This is a genomic window from Anabaenopsis sp. NIES-4685 (assembly GCF_059725405.1).
The window spans coordinates 2,863,186-2,877,404 of sequence record NZ_AP043602.1; the positions used below are offsets into that span (position 1 = coordinate 2,863,186).

General features: G+C 40.6%; 18 protein-coding genes and 1 pseudogene. 7 read left to right on the forward strand and 12 right to left on the reverse strand.

Annotated features, from left to right (window positions below):
• Positions 1-24: 24 nt before the first annotated feature.
• From AC6IZ0_RS12315 to AC6IZ0_RS12325, 3 genes and pseudogenes are all read right to left on the reverse strand, one after another.
• Entirely contained in the window at positions 25-1,194 is a 1,170-nt protein-coding gene (locus tag AC6IZ0_RS12315) for a n-acyl-d-glucosamine 2-epimerase (protein ID WP_271733352.1), read from the reverse strand.
• Between the two features lie 237 nt (positions 1,195-1,431).
• Positions 1,432-1,749, reverse strand: coding sequence for a hypothetical protein (locus AC6IZ0_RS12320; protein ID WP_271733351.1), 318 nt, complete (start codon positions 1,747-1,749; stop codon positions 1,432-1,434).
• Positions 1,750-1,884: 135 nt separating this feature from the next.
• Positions 1,885-2,620 (reverse strand): annotated as a pseudogene (locus tag AC6IZ0_RS12325) (class I SAM-dependent methyltransferase).
• Between the two features lie 164 nt (positions 2,621-2,784).
• On the opposite strand from AC6IZ0_RS12325, the gene AC6IZ0_RS12330 reads away from it, so the two are divergent.
• The gene (locus tag AC6IZ0_RS12330) at positions 2,785-3,219 is read left to right on the forward strand and encodes a thiol-disulfide oxidoreductase DCC family protein (protein WP_497723155.1); all 435 of its coding nucleotides are present in this window, start codon (positions 2,785-2,787) and stop codon (positions 3,217-3,219) included.
• On the opposite strand, the gene AC6IZ0_RS12335 is transcribed toward AC6IZ0_RS12330, so the two are convergent.
• Positions 3,216-3,644 (reverse strand): Tery_1686 family protein, encoded by a 429-nt coding sequence (locus AC6IZ0_RS12335; protein WP_271733347.1) that lies wholly within the window; start codon positions 3,642-3,644, stop codon positions 3,216-3,218. The genes AC6IZ0_RS12330 and AC6IZ0_RS12335 overlap by 4 nt on opposite strands.
• Before the next feature lie 331 nt (positions 3,645-3,975).
• On the opposite strand from AC6IZ0_RS12335, the gene psbQ reads away from it, so the two are divergent.
• The 6 genes from psbQ to hemJ all read left to right on the forward strand — a co-directional run bounded on the left by psbQ (position 3,976) and on the right by hemJ (position 8,643).
• Complete coding sequence (gene psbQ, locus AC6IZ0_RS12340; protein WP_497726050.1) at positions 3,976-4,473, forward strand: photosystem II protein PsbQ; 498 nt, start codon at positions 3,976-3,978, stop codon at positions 4,471-4,473.
• Positions 4,474-4,614: 141 nt separating this feature from the next.
• Positions 4,615-5,412: a TPM domain-containing protein gene (locus tag AC6IZ0_RS12345; RefSeq protein ID WP_497723156.1), complete on the forward strand. Its 798-nt coding sequence runs from the start codon at positions 4,615-4,617 to the stop codon at positions 5,410-5,412.
• Entirely contained in the window at positions 5,366-5,617 is a 252-nt protein-coding gene (locus AC6IZ0_RS12350) for a LemA family protein (protein ID WP_271733343.1), read from the forward strand. The genes AC6IZ0_RS12345 and AC6IZ0_RS12350 overlap by 47 nt, the downstream gene beginning before the upstream one ends.
• Before the next feature lie 141 nt (positions 5,618-5,758).
• On the forward strand, positions 5,759-6,853 hold the full coding sequence (locus AC6IZ0_RS12355) for an NAD(P)/FAD-dependent oxidoreductase (protein ID WP_497723158.1): 1,095 nt from the start codon (positions 5,759-5,761) through the stop codon (positions 6,851-6,853).
• Between the two features lie 26 nt (positions 6,854-6,879).
• Positions 6,880-7,728, forward strand: coding sequence for an alpha/beta fold hydrolase (locus AC6IZ0_RS12360; protein ID WP_497723159.1), 849 nt, complete (start codon positions 6,880-6,882; stop codon positions 7,726-7,728).
• Positions 7,729-8,082: 354 nt separating this feature from the next.
• Positions 8,083-8,643 carry a protoporphyrinogen oxidase HemJ gene (hemJ, locus tag AC6IZ0_RS12365; RefSeq protein ID WP_280793429.1) on the forward strand — a complete coding sequence of 187 codons (561 nt, stop codon included), beginning with the start codon at positions 8,083-8,085 and terminating at the stop codon, positions 8,641-8,643.
• Positions 8,644-8,709: 66 nt separating this feature from the next.
• On the opposite strand, the gene panD is transcribed toward hemJ, so the two are convergent.
• From panD to AC6IZ0_RS12405, 8 genes are all read right to left on the reverse strand, one after another.
• Positions 8,710-9,075, reverse strand: a complete 366-nt coding sequence (panD, locus tag AC6IZ0_RS12370; protein ID WP_271764439.1) for an aspartate 1-decarboxylase — start codon at positions 9,073-9,075, stop codon at positions 8,710-8,712.
• A 148-nt stretch (positions 9,076-9,223) separates the two neighbouring features.
• On the reverse strand, positions 9,224-9,736 hold the full coding sequence (locus AC6IZ0_RS12375; RefSeq protein WP_497723161.1) for an inorganic diphosphatase: 513 nt from the start codon (positions 9,734-9,736) through the stop codon (positions 9,224-9,226).
• Positions 9,737-10,353: 617 nt separating this feature from the next.
• Positions 10,354-10,539 (reverse strand): TLTLP motif-containing protein, encoded by a 186-nt coding sequence (locus tag AC6IZ0_RS12380; protein WP_271764440.1) that lies wholly within the window; start codon positions 10,537-10,539, stop codon positions 10,354-10,356.
• 341 nt (positions 10,540-10,880) lie between these two features.
• Entirely contained in the window at positions 10,881-12,161 is a 1,281-nt protein-coding gene (locus AC6IZ0_RS12385; RefSeq protein ID WP_497726051.1) for an Hsp70 family protein, read from the reverse strand.
• 80 nt (positions 12,162-12,241) lie between these two features.
• Positions 12,242-12,466: a hypothetical protein gene (locus AC6IZ0_RS12390; protein ID WP_497723163.1), complete on the reverse strand. Its 225-nt coding sequence runs from the start codon at positions 12,464-12,466 to the stop codon at positions 12,242-12,244.
• A 242-nt stretch (positions 12,467-12,708) separates the two neighbouring features.
• Complete coding sequence (locus AC6IZ0_RS12395; protein ID WP_497723164.1) at positions 12,709-13,260, reverse strand: nucleotide exchange factor GrpE; 552 nt, start codon at positions 13,258-13,260, stop codon at positions 12,709-12,711.
• Between the two features lie 148 nt (positions 13,261-13,408).
• A complete protein-coding gene (locus tag AC6IZ0_RS12400) occupies positions 13,409-13,681 on the reverse strand; it encodes a DUF2997 domain-containing protein (RefSeq protein WP_271733334.1) in 273 nt (90 codons plus the stop codon).
• Positions 13,682-13,812: 131 nt separating this feature from the next.
• Complete coding sequence (locus tag AC6IZ0_RS12405) at positions 13,813-14,187, reverse strand: DUF1257 domain-containing protein (RefSeq protein WP_497723165.1); 375 nt, start codon at positions 14,185-14,187, stop codon at positions 13,813-13,815.
• Between the last annotated feature and the right edge of the window lie 32 nt (positions 14,188-14,219).

A 14,219-nucleotide genomic window follows, 5' to 3' on the forward strand; every position in this document is an offset into this window, starting at 1 on the left:
AGGCTATACTGGGAAAAATCCCAGTTAACTGAGCGCTGCAAACTGTTGCCAACAAAGATACAATGCACGGGGTACATGGAAACACCCCTTCCACTTACCGCCCTTGAGATTTAACAACACTTCCCCACGACGATTGAGATAACCGAACCACTCCCCACCTTCAGGATCAGCAAAGTGTGACCAAGTATAATCATGCATTTTCTGGTACCATTGCCAACAAGACTCACGCCCCGTCAAGCGATAGCCCATGGCTAATGCAACTAAAGATTCTAAATGCACCCACCATAGTTTTTGATCCCATTCCAATTGCTGGGGGGGATGACCCTCTGCATCCATAAAGTAATATAATCCGCCGTGTTCATTATCCCAGGCAAAATTGAGGATATTTAGCACCACATCAACAGCTTGATTAATAGTATCAGTATCATTTTTCCGGCTAGCGATATCCATAATAAACCACATAGCCTCAATGCCATGACCGGGATTAATTAACCGCCCCTCAAAGGAATCAATGTGAGAACCGTTAGGGGTGACATTCTCATACATCAGTCCCCGTTCCTGGTCAAGAAAACCCGTCATCACTTCTTTAACAGTGGTAGCTAGGACATTCTCAAGGGTTTCACTGGGTAGCAGCCATGCCATTTCTAAAGTGAGATTAGCTAAAATCATGGGTACAGCCAAGGACTTCATGGGGCGTGTACCCGGATGGGTCTTGTTATATTTGCCTTTAGGATTATCCTGACGGCGCAAAACATTGTTATAGGCTTGCAGCGCCACATCTTTAGCCCAGTCTGCGCCAGAAGCTAAGGCGTATTGACTAAATGCCATGGCGGCAAAGCAATCAGAAAATATATTATAGGGTTCTATCAGTGGCTGACCTGCACGGGTAAGGGCAAAGTACCAATTACCATCAGTATCTCTGCCATGTTGAGCCAGAAAATCCGCCCCATTTTTGGCAATTGCTAACCAGGTTTCCCGTTTTTCTAGCTGGTTGCATAGCATGGAGAAAGTCCACACCTGACGATTTTGTAACCAGATAAATTTATCTGTGTCATAAACCTGACCACTGCGGTCTAAACAGGTGAAATAGCCGCCATGCTCCCAGTCCAGGGAATATGTTTCCCAAAATGGCAGTACGTCATTGAGGAGTGTATTTTGATAAAGTTCCGCCAGGGTTTTGCCGTTGTAGCCCATATATTTACTGTTGTATGAACCTGAAAAAGAACCCCACCCCAGGGGAGACTTTGACCGGAAATCAAAGGGGGGTGAGGTTCCTTAACAATTATCAGTTAAGACTTGCCAGTTCACAATGTACTCAGGGATACAACTTATTAGGTTGTTTGCTTGTATACAGTGGGTACTGTGGGTAGAGACACAGTTGCTCATGCCCATTATGTCTGCTATCCTAGATGAAATGGAAAAGATTTACAACTAGCCCAAAGAATTACCAGCTTGACAAAGCATTTCTCCGAGTCGCTGCACTTTATCGGCTATGTTACCGGTAGCGTTAGCTGCTGCGCTTTGAGTATCTTCACCTAAGTCAACCAGAATATCCGCAATGGATGCCGCATCGCCACTGAGGAGCGCCTCTTTCAGTTCACCCAAGTCTTCAGCTAGGTCAGTTCCTGAGAGTTGTTGCTGCCAAGTATTGATGATAGCCATGGCTTGGTCTGTAGGGATAGATGTCAGGTCTGTTTGCAATGCGGAGATGGTGCTATCTAGGTCAACGTTTTGGATTGCATCAGCCATAAAAAAAAACTCCTGTATTGAGTTCATCTGCATAATCCACAGTGGATTACTACCTGACCTCATTCTTCTCAAGATCAATACTTAAGTCCTCAGCCTAAGGTTATACAGTATGGAGTTCTGAAAGTTAGAAAAGTATCAAAACTTGACTTTATATAAATCAAATAATTCTCCTGATTGCTGCTTCACTATTTTGGCACCAGTAGCTTTGATGATTTTTTCCCAATCGGCTATCGGTTCTAGAAATACTTCAGCCCCCAAATATGTTTCCAAAACTGCCCAATCTTCTGCTAAAGGGTGTTCTGGGTTGAGGATGTCAAATACAAAATGTCCCTCTGGTTTTAACACCCCCTTGACTGCTAGTAACACAGCATCCCAATATTTTAGGGGAAAGTAGCAGCTAAAACCTGTAGCGATCGCCAAATCAAATTGGTTGGGCGAGTAGTTTAATTGATGGGCTGGCCCCAACTCTACACCTTTGAACAGCTTAGAATTCAATTGGGGAGACACGGGAATTGAGGGTATCCCGCGCCACAGTGCTGATTTCTTGACCATAAAAATATGCTGACCAATCCCGCCAAGGATAGATTAAGAAGCTGACACCACAGCCAATATCTAAACATTGCTGGTTTTTTTTCGGTTGAGCAATTTCCCAAAAAGGAGAAACAATTCTCCCTGACAAAATCCCCGCTACCCATTCTTGATATATGGGCATTTCCTGTATTTCTGCTGGTAATTCCAAGTCTTGCTTTTGATACTGTCGGTTAAAGCGATACCCTACCTGGGCGACTCTCTCCTCCCAGTTCTCTGACTGATAGGGAGTTTGGGAGGGAAAGAGATTACTGGGTAATGGTGAATTACGCTTTTTAGACATTCTCTTTGGTATTCCTAGATGATTTAGAATTAAATTCTAGTGTACCTAATTGAGGAATGGGGAGATGTTGGTTTTATTTCCACTTAAAAAGTAACACTTTTGCCTCAGTCTTTGTACTTATTTTCCTCACTACCTATCTACCTCCATCCAAAGAAGTCAATTTTATGAATTACTACGTTATCTACGATGGAAACTGTAATCTCTGTGTTACCCTAGTGCAATTACTAGAAACCCTAGACCAAGGAAGGCTGTTTCGCTACGTTCCCATGCAAGATGAACAAACACTAGCACCGTGGGGAATTACCCCCCAAGATTGTCAACTGGGGATGATTTTAATTTTAATTGATGGCGATACACCGCAAAGACGTTGGCAAGGTAGTGACGCTGCTGAAGAGATTGGGAGGTTATTACCTATGGGAAGAGTATTTGTAGATGCTTACCGGGGTTTACCTGGGATGAAGTGGGTGGGCGATCGCTTTTATGAACAAATCCGCGACCACCGTTATACTCTTTTTGGCAAGCGTGAGAGTACCTATCAATCAGCCTATTGTGTCGATGGTAAGTGTAAAACACCAAGACCCCTGATTAATGAGTCTTAATCACTAGGTTTATTAAACACCTCTAAAATGTGCCGACAAATCTGCTTGAGTTTGTCACCGACTTCTGGAGCAGGTTCACACATACCGACAAAACTCCAGTTTTCTACTGTAGACAGTCGCCACGCCTCACCACGGTGGTCAAAACCTGCAACTTCTAAACCAATGGCACGCCGTGAGTCACTTATGGGATCTTGGTAAAAGCGGATTTGAATTAAGATACTGCGACTGCGCCAAGATTTGCTGATTCCCGGAAAGTGAAAACCGATGTCTATAGAATCTGGATCTACCAACTCCCTGGTATCTGGGTCATTCTTCCAAGGTTTGAGATCTGATTTAGCATCAGGAAACTCCAATTTAAACAAATTCACTACGGTAGCAATCTTGCTGGCGAGTTCAAGGTTTGTTGCTTGTTCAGATGCGTTCACGAAAAAACACTCCTATATTTTACGGAACTATGGGGAATGTTAGGACAGAAAAACCGCCAGAAGGCTGATTATATTAGTGTTTGGAGCTTATCAGTACCTTTGATACTTAGCAAATTTAAAATTTCCCTTTCTTGACAATTCTGGAGATTAACAACTGCTGATTAAGTCTTGGGAGACTGCTCAGGGTTATCTTGAGTAATTATACTTAATTTTCCTGAAAGTACTCAGTAATTATGGAATAAAGCCAAAATACCAACCCCCATAACTAGATTTTTCAGGAAAATACCTTGTGAAGTAGAACGATAAATCACCCCAACGATCTAAAATTACACTGTTAGTCGGCACATACAAAACAAATTCAATTCAGTTTATGGCGCGTCAACGCTCGATTTTTTCGCTGATTTTAGTATTATTAGCCACATTACTTATTAGCTGTGGTGGTCTTAGTGGCACAGTTGCACCTCCAACCTACTCAGCAACTCAACTAGAGAGAATTCAGGAATATGTTCCCAAAATTCAGGCTGTGCGCGATCGCGCTGCAGAACTAAAAACCCTGATTGAAAAAAAGGATTGGATTAATGTAGGTAATTTTATACATGGTCCGATGACAGAAGCTAGGTTGAGCATGACTTATATTATTCCCAATCTCCTGCCTTCGTCCCAACCCACAGCACGGGAAAAAAACCGAGATTTGCTGAACCACTTAGTTAAAATTGATGAAGCTGCTGGACAGGGTAATACACAGCCGGCTTTGAATAACTACCAAGCAGCTTTGGGAGATATTGACCAATTCCTGCAACTGCTTCCTGATACCAGTGGGAAATCATAAGTACATTAGGCACTAGCTAGAATACAATGGGTAGAGGGTAATCCGTTTGTTGTTTTTCTCTCTACCTGCTGTCCGGTCTTGGGATATTCACTGATGTGAACTAGATAATCTCTAGACCTTTGCCATATCGAGGCCAAACCAATGCAATTTAATTTTAACGAGAATAAACCCCATTATATTTGCGTGATAATATTTAATTTATCTGTGGGTTTATCTGTAATTTTTGCGCCTCTACCTAGCCTAGCAGTGACAGTTCAAGAAGTCCCCAATCCCCGCCAGGAATCTAGTGATTGGGTAACTGATATGGCGGTTATCCTCAGTGAGGATACACAAGCCCAAATTAATCAGATGATTTCTGATTTAGAGGTGAACAGGGGTACAGAAATGGCTGTAGTCACAGTACCAAGCACTTTATCAGCAGCTTCTCCTAAAGACTTTGCCACCGAATTATTTAACTACTGGCGAATTGGCAAAGCAGGAGAAGATAATGGTGTATTATTCTTAATCTCAGTAGGCGATCGCCGGGTAGAAATTGAAACTGGCTACGGTGTAGAGGAGATTTTACCCGATGCTAGAGTGGGAAATATTATTGATACCGAGATTATCCCCAAATTTAAACAAGGGGATTTTGAAGGTGGTATCCTAGCGGGAACAAAGGCGCTGGTAGTCGTTTTAGCCTCTGAACCTGATACAGTGGGCATTGTACCTAGAGCAGGGGTGACTGAGAATGAACCTCCTTTCATATGGGTGATGTTACGTAGCTTCGGACTGGTGGGAATATTTTTATTGTTCGGATATGTGATTTATCTTACCTCCGGCAGTAGCGGCGGCGGTGGTAATAGTTTTGGCGACGGTAGTAGCGGGGACGGTAGTAGTGGGGGTGGTGATGGTTTTGGCGGCGGTAGTAGCGGTGGCGGTGGCGCTGGTGGTAGTTGGTAGATACTATGATGAACAATCCAGAAAAGAGAATTCCCGAAGAAATTGCCCCAGATGTGCTGGAGTTAGCCTCGCGCTACTACGCCTGGCTGTGGAACGCAGGCGTTATAATCAAGCTGTACAAGCTTATAATCAAAAAGTCCAAAGTTTTCCTAACTCCTTGGTAGCGAATATGTTTGGCTTTGAAAAGCGCGAATTTTTCCGCTAAATAGCCAGACTTCCCCACTCTTGTATAATTAATCAAAAGATCATCACCACAGATTATTGCTCAGGCGATTGCGCCCAGCGCAGCACCAGAGGCGATCGCACAATAGAAACAAGAAATACCAAGATAAATTCCTCTAAAAACATGGATATAGTGATTATCGGTTGTGGTATTGTGGGAGCGGCGATCGCCTATGAACTCAGCCTAATTAAGAGTCTTAACATTACAGTCATTGACCGTCAACCACCCGCCCAAGCTTCCACAGGTGCGGCACTAGGGGTTTTAATGGGTGTGATTAGCCATAAAATCAAAGGTCAAGCTTGGCAAAGGCGACAAACAAGCATCCAACGCTACGAAACCTTAATTCCCGAATTAGAAGCTCTAACAGGTCGTAAAATTCCTTTTAACCGCCAAGGGATGATCAAGCTTTTAGGGGCAGAAGAAAATTTACCAGAGTGGGAAAAACTGGCGGAAATCCGCCACTCTCAAGGCTGGAAGTTAGAAATTTGGGACACAGCCAAACTCAAAACTTTTTGTCCTCAAGTGAATCACCCTCAAGTTACCGCTGCGGTGTATTCTCCCCAAGACCGTCAACTAAATCCCAGGGCTTTGACCTTAGCTTTGGTTGAGGCTTCCCAATACAATGGGGTAGGGTTTAAATTTGGTGTGGATGTTTTGGGTATTGAACAAGGTAATAACTGTCATGCACTTGCCACTACAGAGGGTAAAATTAATGCTGATTGCATAGTCGTAGCAGCGGGACTAGGTTCTACATCACTCACAGCACAACTAAACCAGAGGGTAAATATTCGTCCGGTACTAGGACAAGCGTTACAAGTACGTCTAGAACGACCATTAGGCAATAATCCTGAGTTTCAGCCGGTTGTGACTGGGAATGATGTACATATTGTCCCTGTGGGGAACGGTAATTATTGGGTGGGTGCGACGGTAGAGTTTCCTAGTCATGATGAGCAAATCCCACCTAATCAAGAATTGTTAGATCAAGTTTGGCAGCAAGCGATCGCCTTTTGCCCAGATTTAGCCACAGCCGAAATTATTCGCACCTGGTCGGGTTTACGTCCCCGTCCTGAAAATCGTCCCGCACCAGTGATTGACAAACTACTAGGCTTTAGTAACGTCCTCTTAGCTACTGGACACTACCGCAATGGGGTTTTACTAGCACCGGCCACAGCTGACGCAATTCGTGAGATGATTATTTCTATTGAAAATAAAAAATAGTTTTGAGATTTTCTTAGGAACATAACGTGTCTTTAAAAGAACATAAAATTACCGTAGATTCTCTACAATGGTTTTATCGGGAATCTGAACCCATTGGCAAAACAGATTTACTGCCTGTGGTGTTACTACACGGTTTAGTATCACAGAGTTACAGTTGGCGGAACATTATGCCGGCTTTAGCCAGTCAAGGAACCAGAGCGATCGCCCCTGATTGGATTGGTTATGGCTTTTCCGCCCAGCCAGAAAAATGGGATTTTGCCTACACACCTGATAAATTTATCACCGCCTTAGAAGGATTCATCAAAGCCTTACAATTGGAACGTTTTTCTTTAGTTGTTCAGGGATTTTTAGGCTCTGTAGGGTTACAATATGCCTTGCGCCATCCAGAACAAATTGCTAACATAGCTGTTTTAAACACACCAATTTCCACCACTGCCAAATTACCTTGGAAAATCAAACAACTGGGTTTACCATTGGCTGGTGAAATGCTGACCCAAGACCCTCTGTTGGTTGATCGCACACTAGAAGGCGGTAGTCGTTACCGCATCGAAGATCAAGATTTAGATATTTATCGCAAACCATTTTTAAAAGCTTCCACTGCGGGGAGAAGTCTGCTGGCCACTATTCGCAACTTACAACTAGACAAAGCAATGTCGGAAATAGAATCTGGCTTTCAGCAATGGGAACAACCCATTCTGATTCAGTGGGGAATGATCGACCCTTGGCTATCCATAGATGTAGCAGAAAAATTTGCTCATTCTGTACCTCATGCCGAATTAATAAAAATTAACAATGTCGGACATTACCCTCAAGAACACTACCACAAAGAGATTTTAGAAGACCTTTTACCTTTTGTCCGGCGGATAAATACCTAGTCAGAAAATAGCTAAATCTGGGAAAAATCGATATTATAGATAAAGGAAAATACTTCAACAATTCAAAATCTCAACTTATCTGTTTCAGTGATTGGGTAAGTTATGGGAATAACTATAGAGAATAAATTACAAGAGTCAGTCGAAATGTCTCCAAAAACATATTTTAGGCGTTTGATATGTGGCTCTGTGTTTATTTAGTAGCTCCTGTGTAATTCAATCAAAAATCATTTTTTTTGTCTAAGTTTAAGTATGGTCAAGGCTAGTGAACAATGATTTTCTCGCTTTTGATAATATTATTTAAGACTGCATTTATCCAATTTTTATTAACAATAAAATTGATGGAGATTTGAGTTCATGGCTTACTCGTGGTTTAAAGCATTTCATTTGATTGGCATTGTAGTTTGGTTTGCGGGATTATTCTATCTAGTACGTCTATTTATCTACCATGTAGAAGCCAACCAAGAACCAGAACCAGCAAAAACCATACTGAAAACTCAGTATGAGATTATGGAAAAACGGCTCTACAATATCATTACCACTCCGGGAATGTTGGTAACCGTAGCAATGGCTATAGGTTTATTAAGCACTGAACCCGAAGTTTTAAAACAGGGTTGGTTGCACATTAAGCTACTATTTGTTTGTCTTCTAATTGGTTATCATTATTACTGTAGTCGTCTAATGAAACAGTTGGCCGCCGATGAGTGTCGCTGGAGTGGTCAGCAGTTGCGGGCTTTAAATGAAGCACCGACCGTGATGTTACTGGTGATTGTCTTATTGGCTGTGTTTAAAAATAATCTACCAACAGATATTACAGTTTGGGTGGTTTTTGGCTTGATCATCTTGATGGCGGTGACAATTCAGCTTTACGCTAAAAAACGCCGCCGGGATAAAGAAAAGCTGATGGCACAAAACTAACCTCCTAGCTCTCCTGATGGATGCACAGGAGAGCGTTAATTGTTTTCTATAAGTACTTACCCAGGACTAGACATACTGTCTCACTTCTAATGGTCGGTTGTTTTCGTCCACCAGGACTACCTTAGGAGCGTAATTTTGTAACTCTTCTGGGGTAAACTGGCCATAAGCCATAATAATCACGCGATCGCCTGAAATTCCTAGACGTGCCGCAGCGCCATTGAGTTCAATCACGCCGGAATTAGCTGGGGCTGGTATTGTATAAGTAATAAAACGCTCACCATTAGCATTATTCACTACTTGCACTTGCTCATAGGGTAAAATTCCAGCTTTGTCCAACAATACTTGGTCGATGCTGATACTACCCACGTAGTTGATATTTGCCCCTGTGAGGGTACAGTTATGAATTTTTGCCAAAAGGAGAGTACGCTGCATTTTTTTCAGATTTTTAGAGCATTTTTTGCCGTTCACAACTGGCCAAGGCTGTTTGTGTCTTGACAAAGGTAATGGACAGTTAGAGTTAGGAGTTAAAAACCAAAACTCATAACTCATAACTCATAACTGATAACTGTGAGCTTTTGTATTATGCTTTAGGAGCCCTAATAAATTTCTCTACTAAGGGTGCAACTTTGTCAACATCTTGCCAACCGAGAATTTCTGTAACCTTCTTTTCCAAATTTTTATAACTGCGGAAAAATTCGGCAATTTCTTCTAATCGGTGTGGTGCTAGGTCTTTGAGAGATTTTACATGAGCGTAGCGCGGATCTTTGTCAGGAACACAAAGAATTTTCTCATCGCGATCGCCGCCGTCGATCATTTCTAACATCCCAATTGGTCGTGCGGCAATCACACAGCCTGGAAAGGTAGGTTCATCCATAATCACCATACCATCGAGAGGATCGCCGTCATCAGCTAAGGTGTTAGGTACAAAACCGTAGTCATAAGGATATCGTACGGAAGAATAAAGCACTCTGTCCAGGGCAAAGGCTTGTAAATCTTTGTCAAACTCGTATTTATTTTTACTCCCGCCGGGGATTTCAATTAAAACATTGAGTATACCCGGTTTTGGTTGAGCAGGAATACGGGATAAGTCCACAAAAAAAACTCCTCTGATAACGGTAAATTAAATTAGCATTCAGTTTGGCTGCTTGTACACATTTGTCAAGTATCCACAACTGATGCGATGTATTTGACACTCCCCCACTAACCTCAGAAGGGGAGATTCTTGCTACCCTGCGGGAAGGCTGCGCCTACACAGAAAACCGCTTTTTGGTACAAGTAACACCTGGTATTTCACGTCGCTGCCACAAGCTTGAATTCCTGTGTGTTTCACAGTACTGTAATGTTCTGTCTTCTGACTTAACCCAGTAATTTTGCTTGATTGTCACAACTACCCAGCTTTAATGGGGGCAATTGGTGAATTGCCCCTATTAGTATGCTACCAAAGTCTCTGCGGTACAATTCATCTTACCGCTAAAACTTTGTGAGCGGGAGTCATCCGACGCATACAGGAAACGCTGCGGCCAGAGGAAGGATGTCAAACTATGTATACATCTCTAGGAAAACATCAAGATATCTGCTCACAGAAAGAGCGATTCCCGCCGTCGCCAACTCCATCAGGCTGCTCTGTCTACACATTTAAAATCTTAGCTCACAATCTGTTTTCTCCTTTCTCGAGCTAACTGGCTGTGATCCCTTTGTTGTAAGTATTTTTTAATTTCCACTTCTTGGTGGTGTATAGGTTGGGGGTTGCTGGTTATTTGAAGCATCAGTTGAATAGTGGGCAATGACAAACACAGGTAGTGTTAGAGTCACTAGAGCGATCGCAGTTCCCACAATGTCTGCCAAACGATGGGAATATGTATCGGTAGGGCTGGCAGACTGGCTAGTTGCATTCATACAAATTGAAATTTGTCACTTTTGTGGTAGGTTAACCCTCTAAAAGAGAGTATTGATGTTATTCTAACTATTTTTTTCAGGTCAATTATGTAGCAGGGAAAAATTTTGACAGTTTGGCAACTTTCATATTAGTGCTTTATTAGCTGGTATTTTTGATACAATTTTCTACACAAGTGTTGTATTCCTGACTTTAGTAGCGCCGCTGACTGTAATGTTGGCTTTTATGTTAAGAGTAGGTTAAGCCAATTAGTGATCAATCAAATGAAATGGATAAGCAGCCATCTGCTTGCGCCATAGCGATTTTAGAGGATATTTAGCAGTTACTACTAATGATCATGACATTACCTCAACTTATATACTTCTCCCCTATCAACCAATATCTCACCGGTCAATAAATCCTTCACAGTAGCTAATAAAGTCCGATGAGAATCTACGTAAAATAACACAGATATCCTATCAAAACCTGCTTCTCCGGGGGGGTTAAGTTTAGCTACACAAACCTTTTGATGCTGACTATCTAAAGAACGATAAGTTTCTTGGTGTTGGACAATACTGCTTGTCATTCTTCCTGACGCATCAAAAGCGATTTCTGTTTGCGTCATATCGCCTAATTCACCAATATCCAAATGCACCTCCATTTGTCCATTATTTGCAACTTGTAAATTTAACCATGCTTTAGATTCACAAGGATATTTTGTACCTTGTGTAAATAAGCGATGATAAGTATATGTTCTACTGTAAGCATCCCATAAACGAATAGCGTAACTATGATGCAAGAAATCATCAACCTGTGTAAATTTACTCACAGTTAAAGCACCATGACACACAGCATCAAAGGGCTTATTAAGTTTTACCTTATTCTTACCGAAATAAGATATAATTAGTTGTCTGACTGCCGGAATTAAACAACTTCCTCCTACTAATAAGACTTCATCAATATCATTTTTATGAATACCTTTTTTGAAAGCAATTCCTAACACATCATCTAAAGCTTCCCGCAACTGTTGTAAAAATTGTCTATTTTCTAAAATCTCCTCTAATTTTTCACGATTCATTCTCAATTCATAAGACATAAAAGATTCATCATCAAACCATGTTTCACTAACAGATTGATTTTTGGATAATTGAATTTTTAGCTTTTCGGCAATTTCTAACAAATTTTGATAAGCAATTTTGCCTAATTGTTCCCGTCTTAAATTCTGAGAACGTAAATAATCTTCTACTATCCAAATATCAATATCTTCTCCACCTACATAAGCTTCAGATTTAGCTAAAACCTCAGCGCGTAAATTACCATTGGGACTAGAATGAGGAACTGTTTTGAGTAAACTTAAATCTAGAGTTCCTCCGCCAAAGTCCACCACTAACATCAACACACCAGGATGTTTGATAGCATATCCCAAACCAGCAGCCGTAGATTCATCTATAATTGAAACCTCAGGAACATTTAACTTTGCTCCCAAGTCTCGAAACCAATCTAAATAACGTTCAAAAGCACCAACAGGAACAGTAAAAACTAAATGATTTGGTTTAATATTTTGTTTTTTAATTTCTCTCCAAATACTTTGAATAAATAACTCACATATTGATCTAGAATCATAATCTCTTCCCTCGATATGTATCGGGGGTGATTGATAATCTCCAGCTAAATCACGTTTAAATTTTTTAAATAATCGCTCAGGAGGGTAACTTTGAGAAAGTCCTAGTCTTTGACTGCGGACCCTTCACCTAAGATCACCTGGTTATGTGATTTAATAAAGAGTACGCTGGGAATAACTGGAATTTCTAATCTTTCACCGTGAGCAGAAGCACCAATAAATAAACGGGATAGATTAGGAAAACGTAAACTTTTAGGTAATTGAGTATCAGGTTCTAAAATACTGACCACAGTATTACTTGTACCAAAATCAATTGCAACAGTTGTCATAATTCAAGATTGAAAGTAGCTTTGGTTTCAACGTAAATCAACAAAACCATGAGGTTATGAAATTTTTCATTTTTGCTTCTAGCAATGGTAAAATTGCACCTGAAAAGGTGGTATTATTTGACAATAATTATCTAATACGGCAGTTTTAAAAATGCCGTAGTATACCGGGATATTTAAGTATAGATTTATCTGTGATTGCTGAAGTTTTAAGTTAGTAACCCCAGCCTACGATATGAAAGATTTTAACATTTATTATATCTACCTGGAAGAGTGCGACTAACCTTAGCTGGATAGAGAATATTATCACCTTTTTGATAACCAATAAAACGAATATATACTAATTCTCCTTCTAGGATCTCATCACTATCAGCTTGATGTAATTGGGGATGATAGTTTACCTGTTCCCAAGTTTCACCAATGGGGGTATAACCCCAACTAGAAATAAGTTGCTCTAAAGATGTGAATAGGGACAGTATGTTTTTAGCAGGTAATTCAGGTTGTGCTAGAGCCATTTTCTTGACTGTAGGATAGTTGCTGAGTAAGGTTTGCAGTTGGGTAAAAGTCTCACACTGAAAATCACTTTGTAATTGTTGAGCTTGTTGTTTTAACTCTTCTCTGAGTCGTTGACATTGAATTTCTAAATCTTGGATTTTTCTCTCTGTGTCTGGAGAAATTACAGGTTGATTGATAATAGGTAGAGCTTGATATTTTTCTAAAAATAGTGACGACAAAACCAGATAAATCGCCACTACCATAAGTATACCAAAAGCAAGATGATTTATTTGTTCTAGCATATTATTTATTGACATATATTTGAAATAAAAATCGTTTAAAAGGTAAAATCATACTGTCTAACTCACTTTTCTTATGCATGAAAAGGTAAATCTTATTTCCAAGATATTTGTGTGCTGCTGCGATTTCGATAGGAATGATATGATGTTATCACCACTGCTGCAAGGATTGATTTTCACATATATTGATTAACCCATCTGGTTCGTAATATTCAGGTAAAAGTTCCTGAGATTCTATTGCTCCCAAGGATTTTTCTAAACCTCGTGTCGTTTCTACACAACTAGATCCGGTTGCATTTAAAACCTTTTCGACAATCTTACCATCTTTACCAATGTGATATTCAACTTTTTGATATTCTGCCATGATGCTTCTTCCTTTATCCTCATTATAAGCAATAATACTTTTAAACTGGGAGCAGTTCATTTTTTGATAACGCTGATAAAACCTCAACCCAACCCTCTCTTGATGAATAGGAGAAAGGGCGAGTATAAATTTTATTTCCCTCCTTCACCAGGGGGATGTAATATACACAGGGAAAACATAGATGTTCACCCTTAAACCCATCTACCTACTACAACCCTGATCGTACCATCTTCTAATATTTCTTCTGTTTCTATATTAAATCCCTCAGTTTCAATTGTCTTCATCAAGATTTTGTGGGCATATTTTTGACTAATATGATTGACAAACTCCTGTTCATCAATTTCTGCACCCCAAAAATCTGCAACTAATTCATAATTTTCTCCCTGTGGACGAAAGCCTAAATCATAACCATTTTCTTGGGGGATGACATATTTGGCTGCTGTGCTATCACCCATGTAACCCCGTACATTGGTGTTTTTTTCTACCGTATAACCTAACTCTCGTAGTACTTGATGCAGAATTTCCCCCTCTTTGATTTGGATTTGGATAGTCGTAAAATGAGACATATAAAACTCCTCAATGTAATTGCTTCTAGCGG

Excerpts from the sequence above, each read along its gene's own strand:
- AC6IZ0_RS12315 (WP_271733352.1), bottom strand. The coding sequence starts at position 1,194 with ATGGGCTACAACGGCAAAACCCTGGCGGAACTTTATCAAAATACACTC.
- AC6IZ0_RS12320 (WP_271733351.1), bottom strand. The coding sequence starts at position 1,749 with ATGGCTGATGCAATCCAAAACGTTGACCTAGATAGCACCATCTCCGCA.
- AC6IZ0_RS12345 (WP_497723156.1), top strand. The coding sequence starts at position 4,615 with ATGCAATTTAATTTTAACGAGAATAAACCCCATTATATTTGCGTGATA.
- AC6IZ0_RS12395 (WP_497723164.1), bottom strand. The coding sequence starts at position 13,260 with ATGCTAGAACAAATAAATCATCTTGCTTTTGGTATACTTATGGTAGTG.
- AC6IZ0_RS12405 (WP_497723165.1), bottom strand. The coding sequence starts at position 14,187 with ATGTCTCATTTTACGACTATCCAAATCCAAATCAAAGAGGGGGAAATT.
- hemJ (WP_280793429.1), top strand. The coding sequence starts at position 8,083 with ATGGCTTACTCGTGGTTTAAAGCATTTCATTTGATTGGCATTGTAGTT.
- panD (WP_271764439.1), bottom strand. The coding sequence starts at position 9,075 with ATGCAGCGTACTCTCCTTTTGGCAAAAATTCATAACTGTACCCTCACA.
- AC6IZ0_RS12400 (WP_271733334.1), bottom strand. The coding sequence starts at position 13,681 with ATGAACTGCTCCCAGTTTAAAAGTATTATTGCTTATAATGAGGATAAA.
- AC6IZ0_RS12355 (WP_497723158.1), top strand. The coding sequence starts at position 5,759 with ATGGATATAGTGATTATCGGTTGTGGTATTGTGGGAGCGGCGATCGCC.
- AC6IZ0_RS12380 (WP_271764440.1), bottom strand. The coding sequence starts at position 10,539 with ATGAATGCAACTAGCCAGTCTGCCAGCCCTACCGATACATATTCCCAT.
- AC6IZ0_RS12330 (WP_497723155.1), top strand. The coding sequence starts at position 2,785 with ATGAATTACTACGTTATCTACGATGGAAACTGTAATCTCTGTGTTACC.
- AC6IZ0_RS12390 (WP_497723163.1), bottom strand. The coding sequence starts at position 12,466 with ATGACAACTGTTGCAATTGATTTTGGTACAAGTAATACTGTGGTCAGT.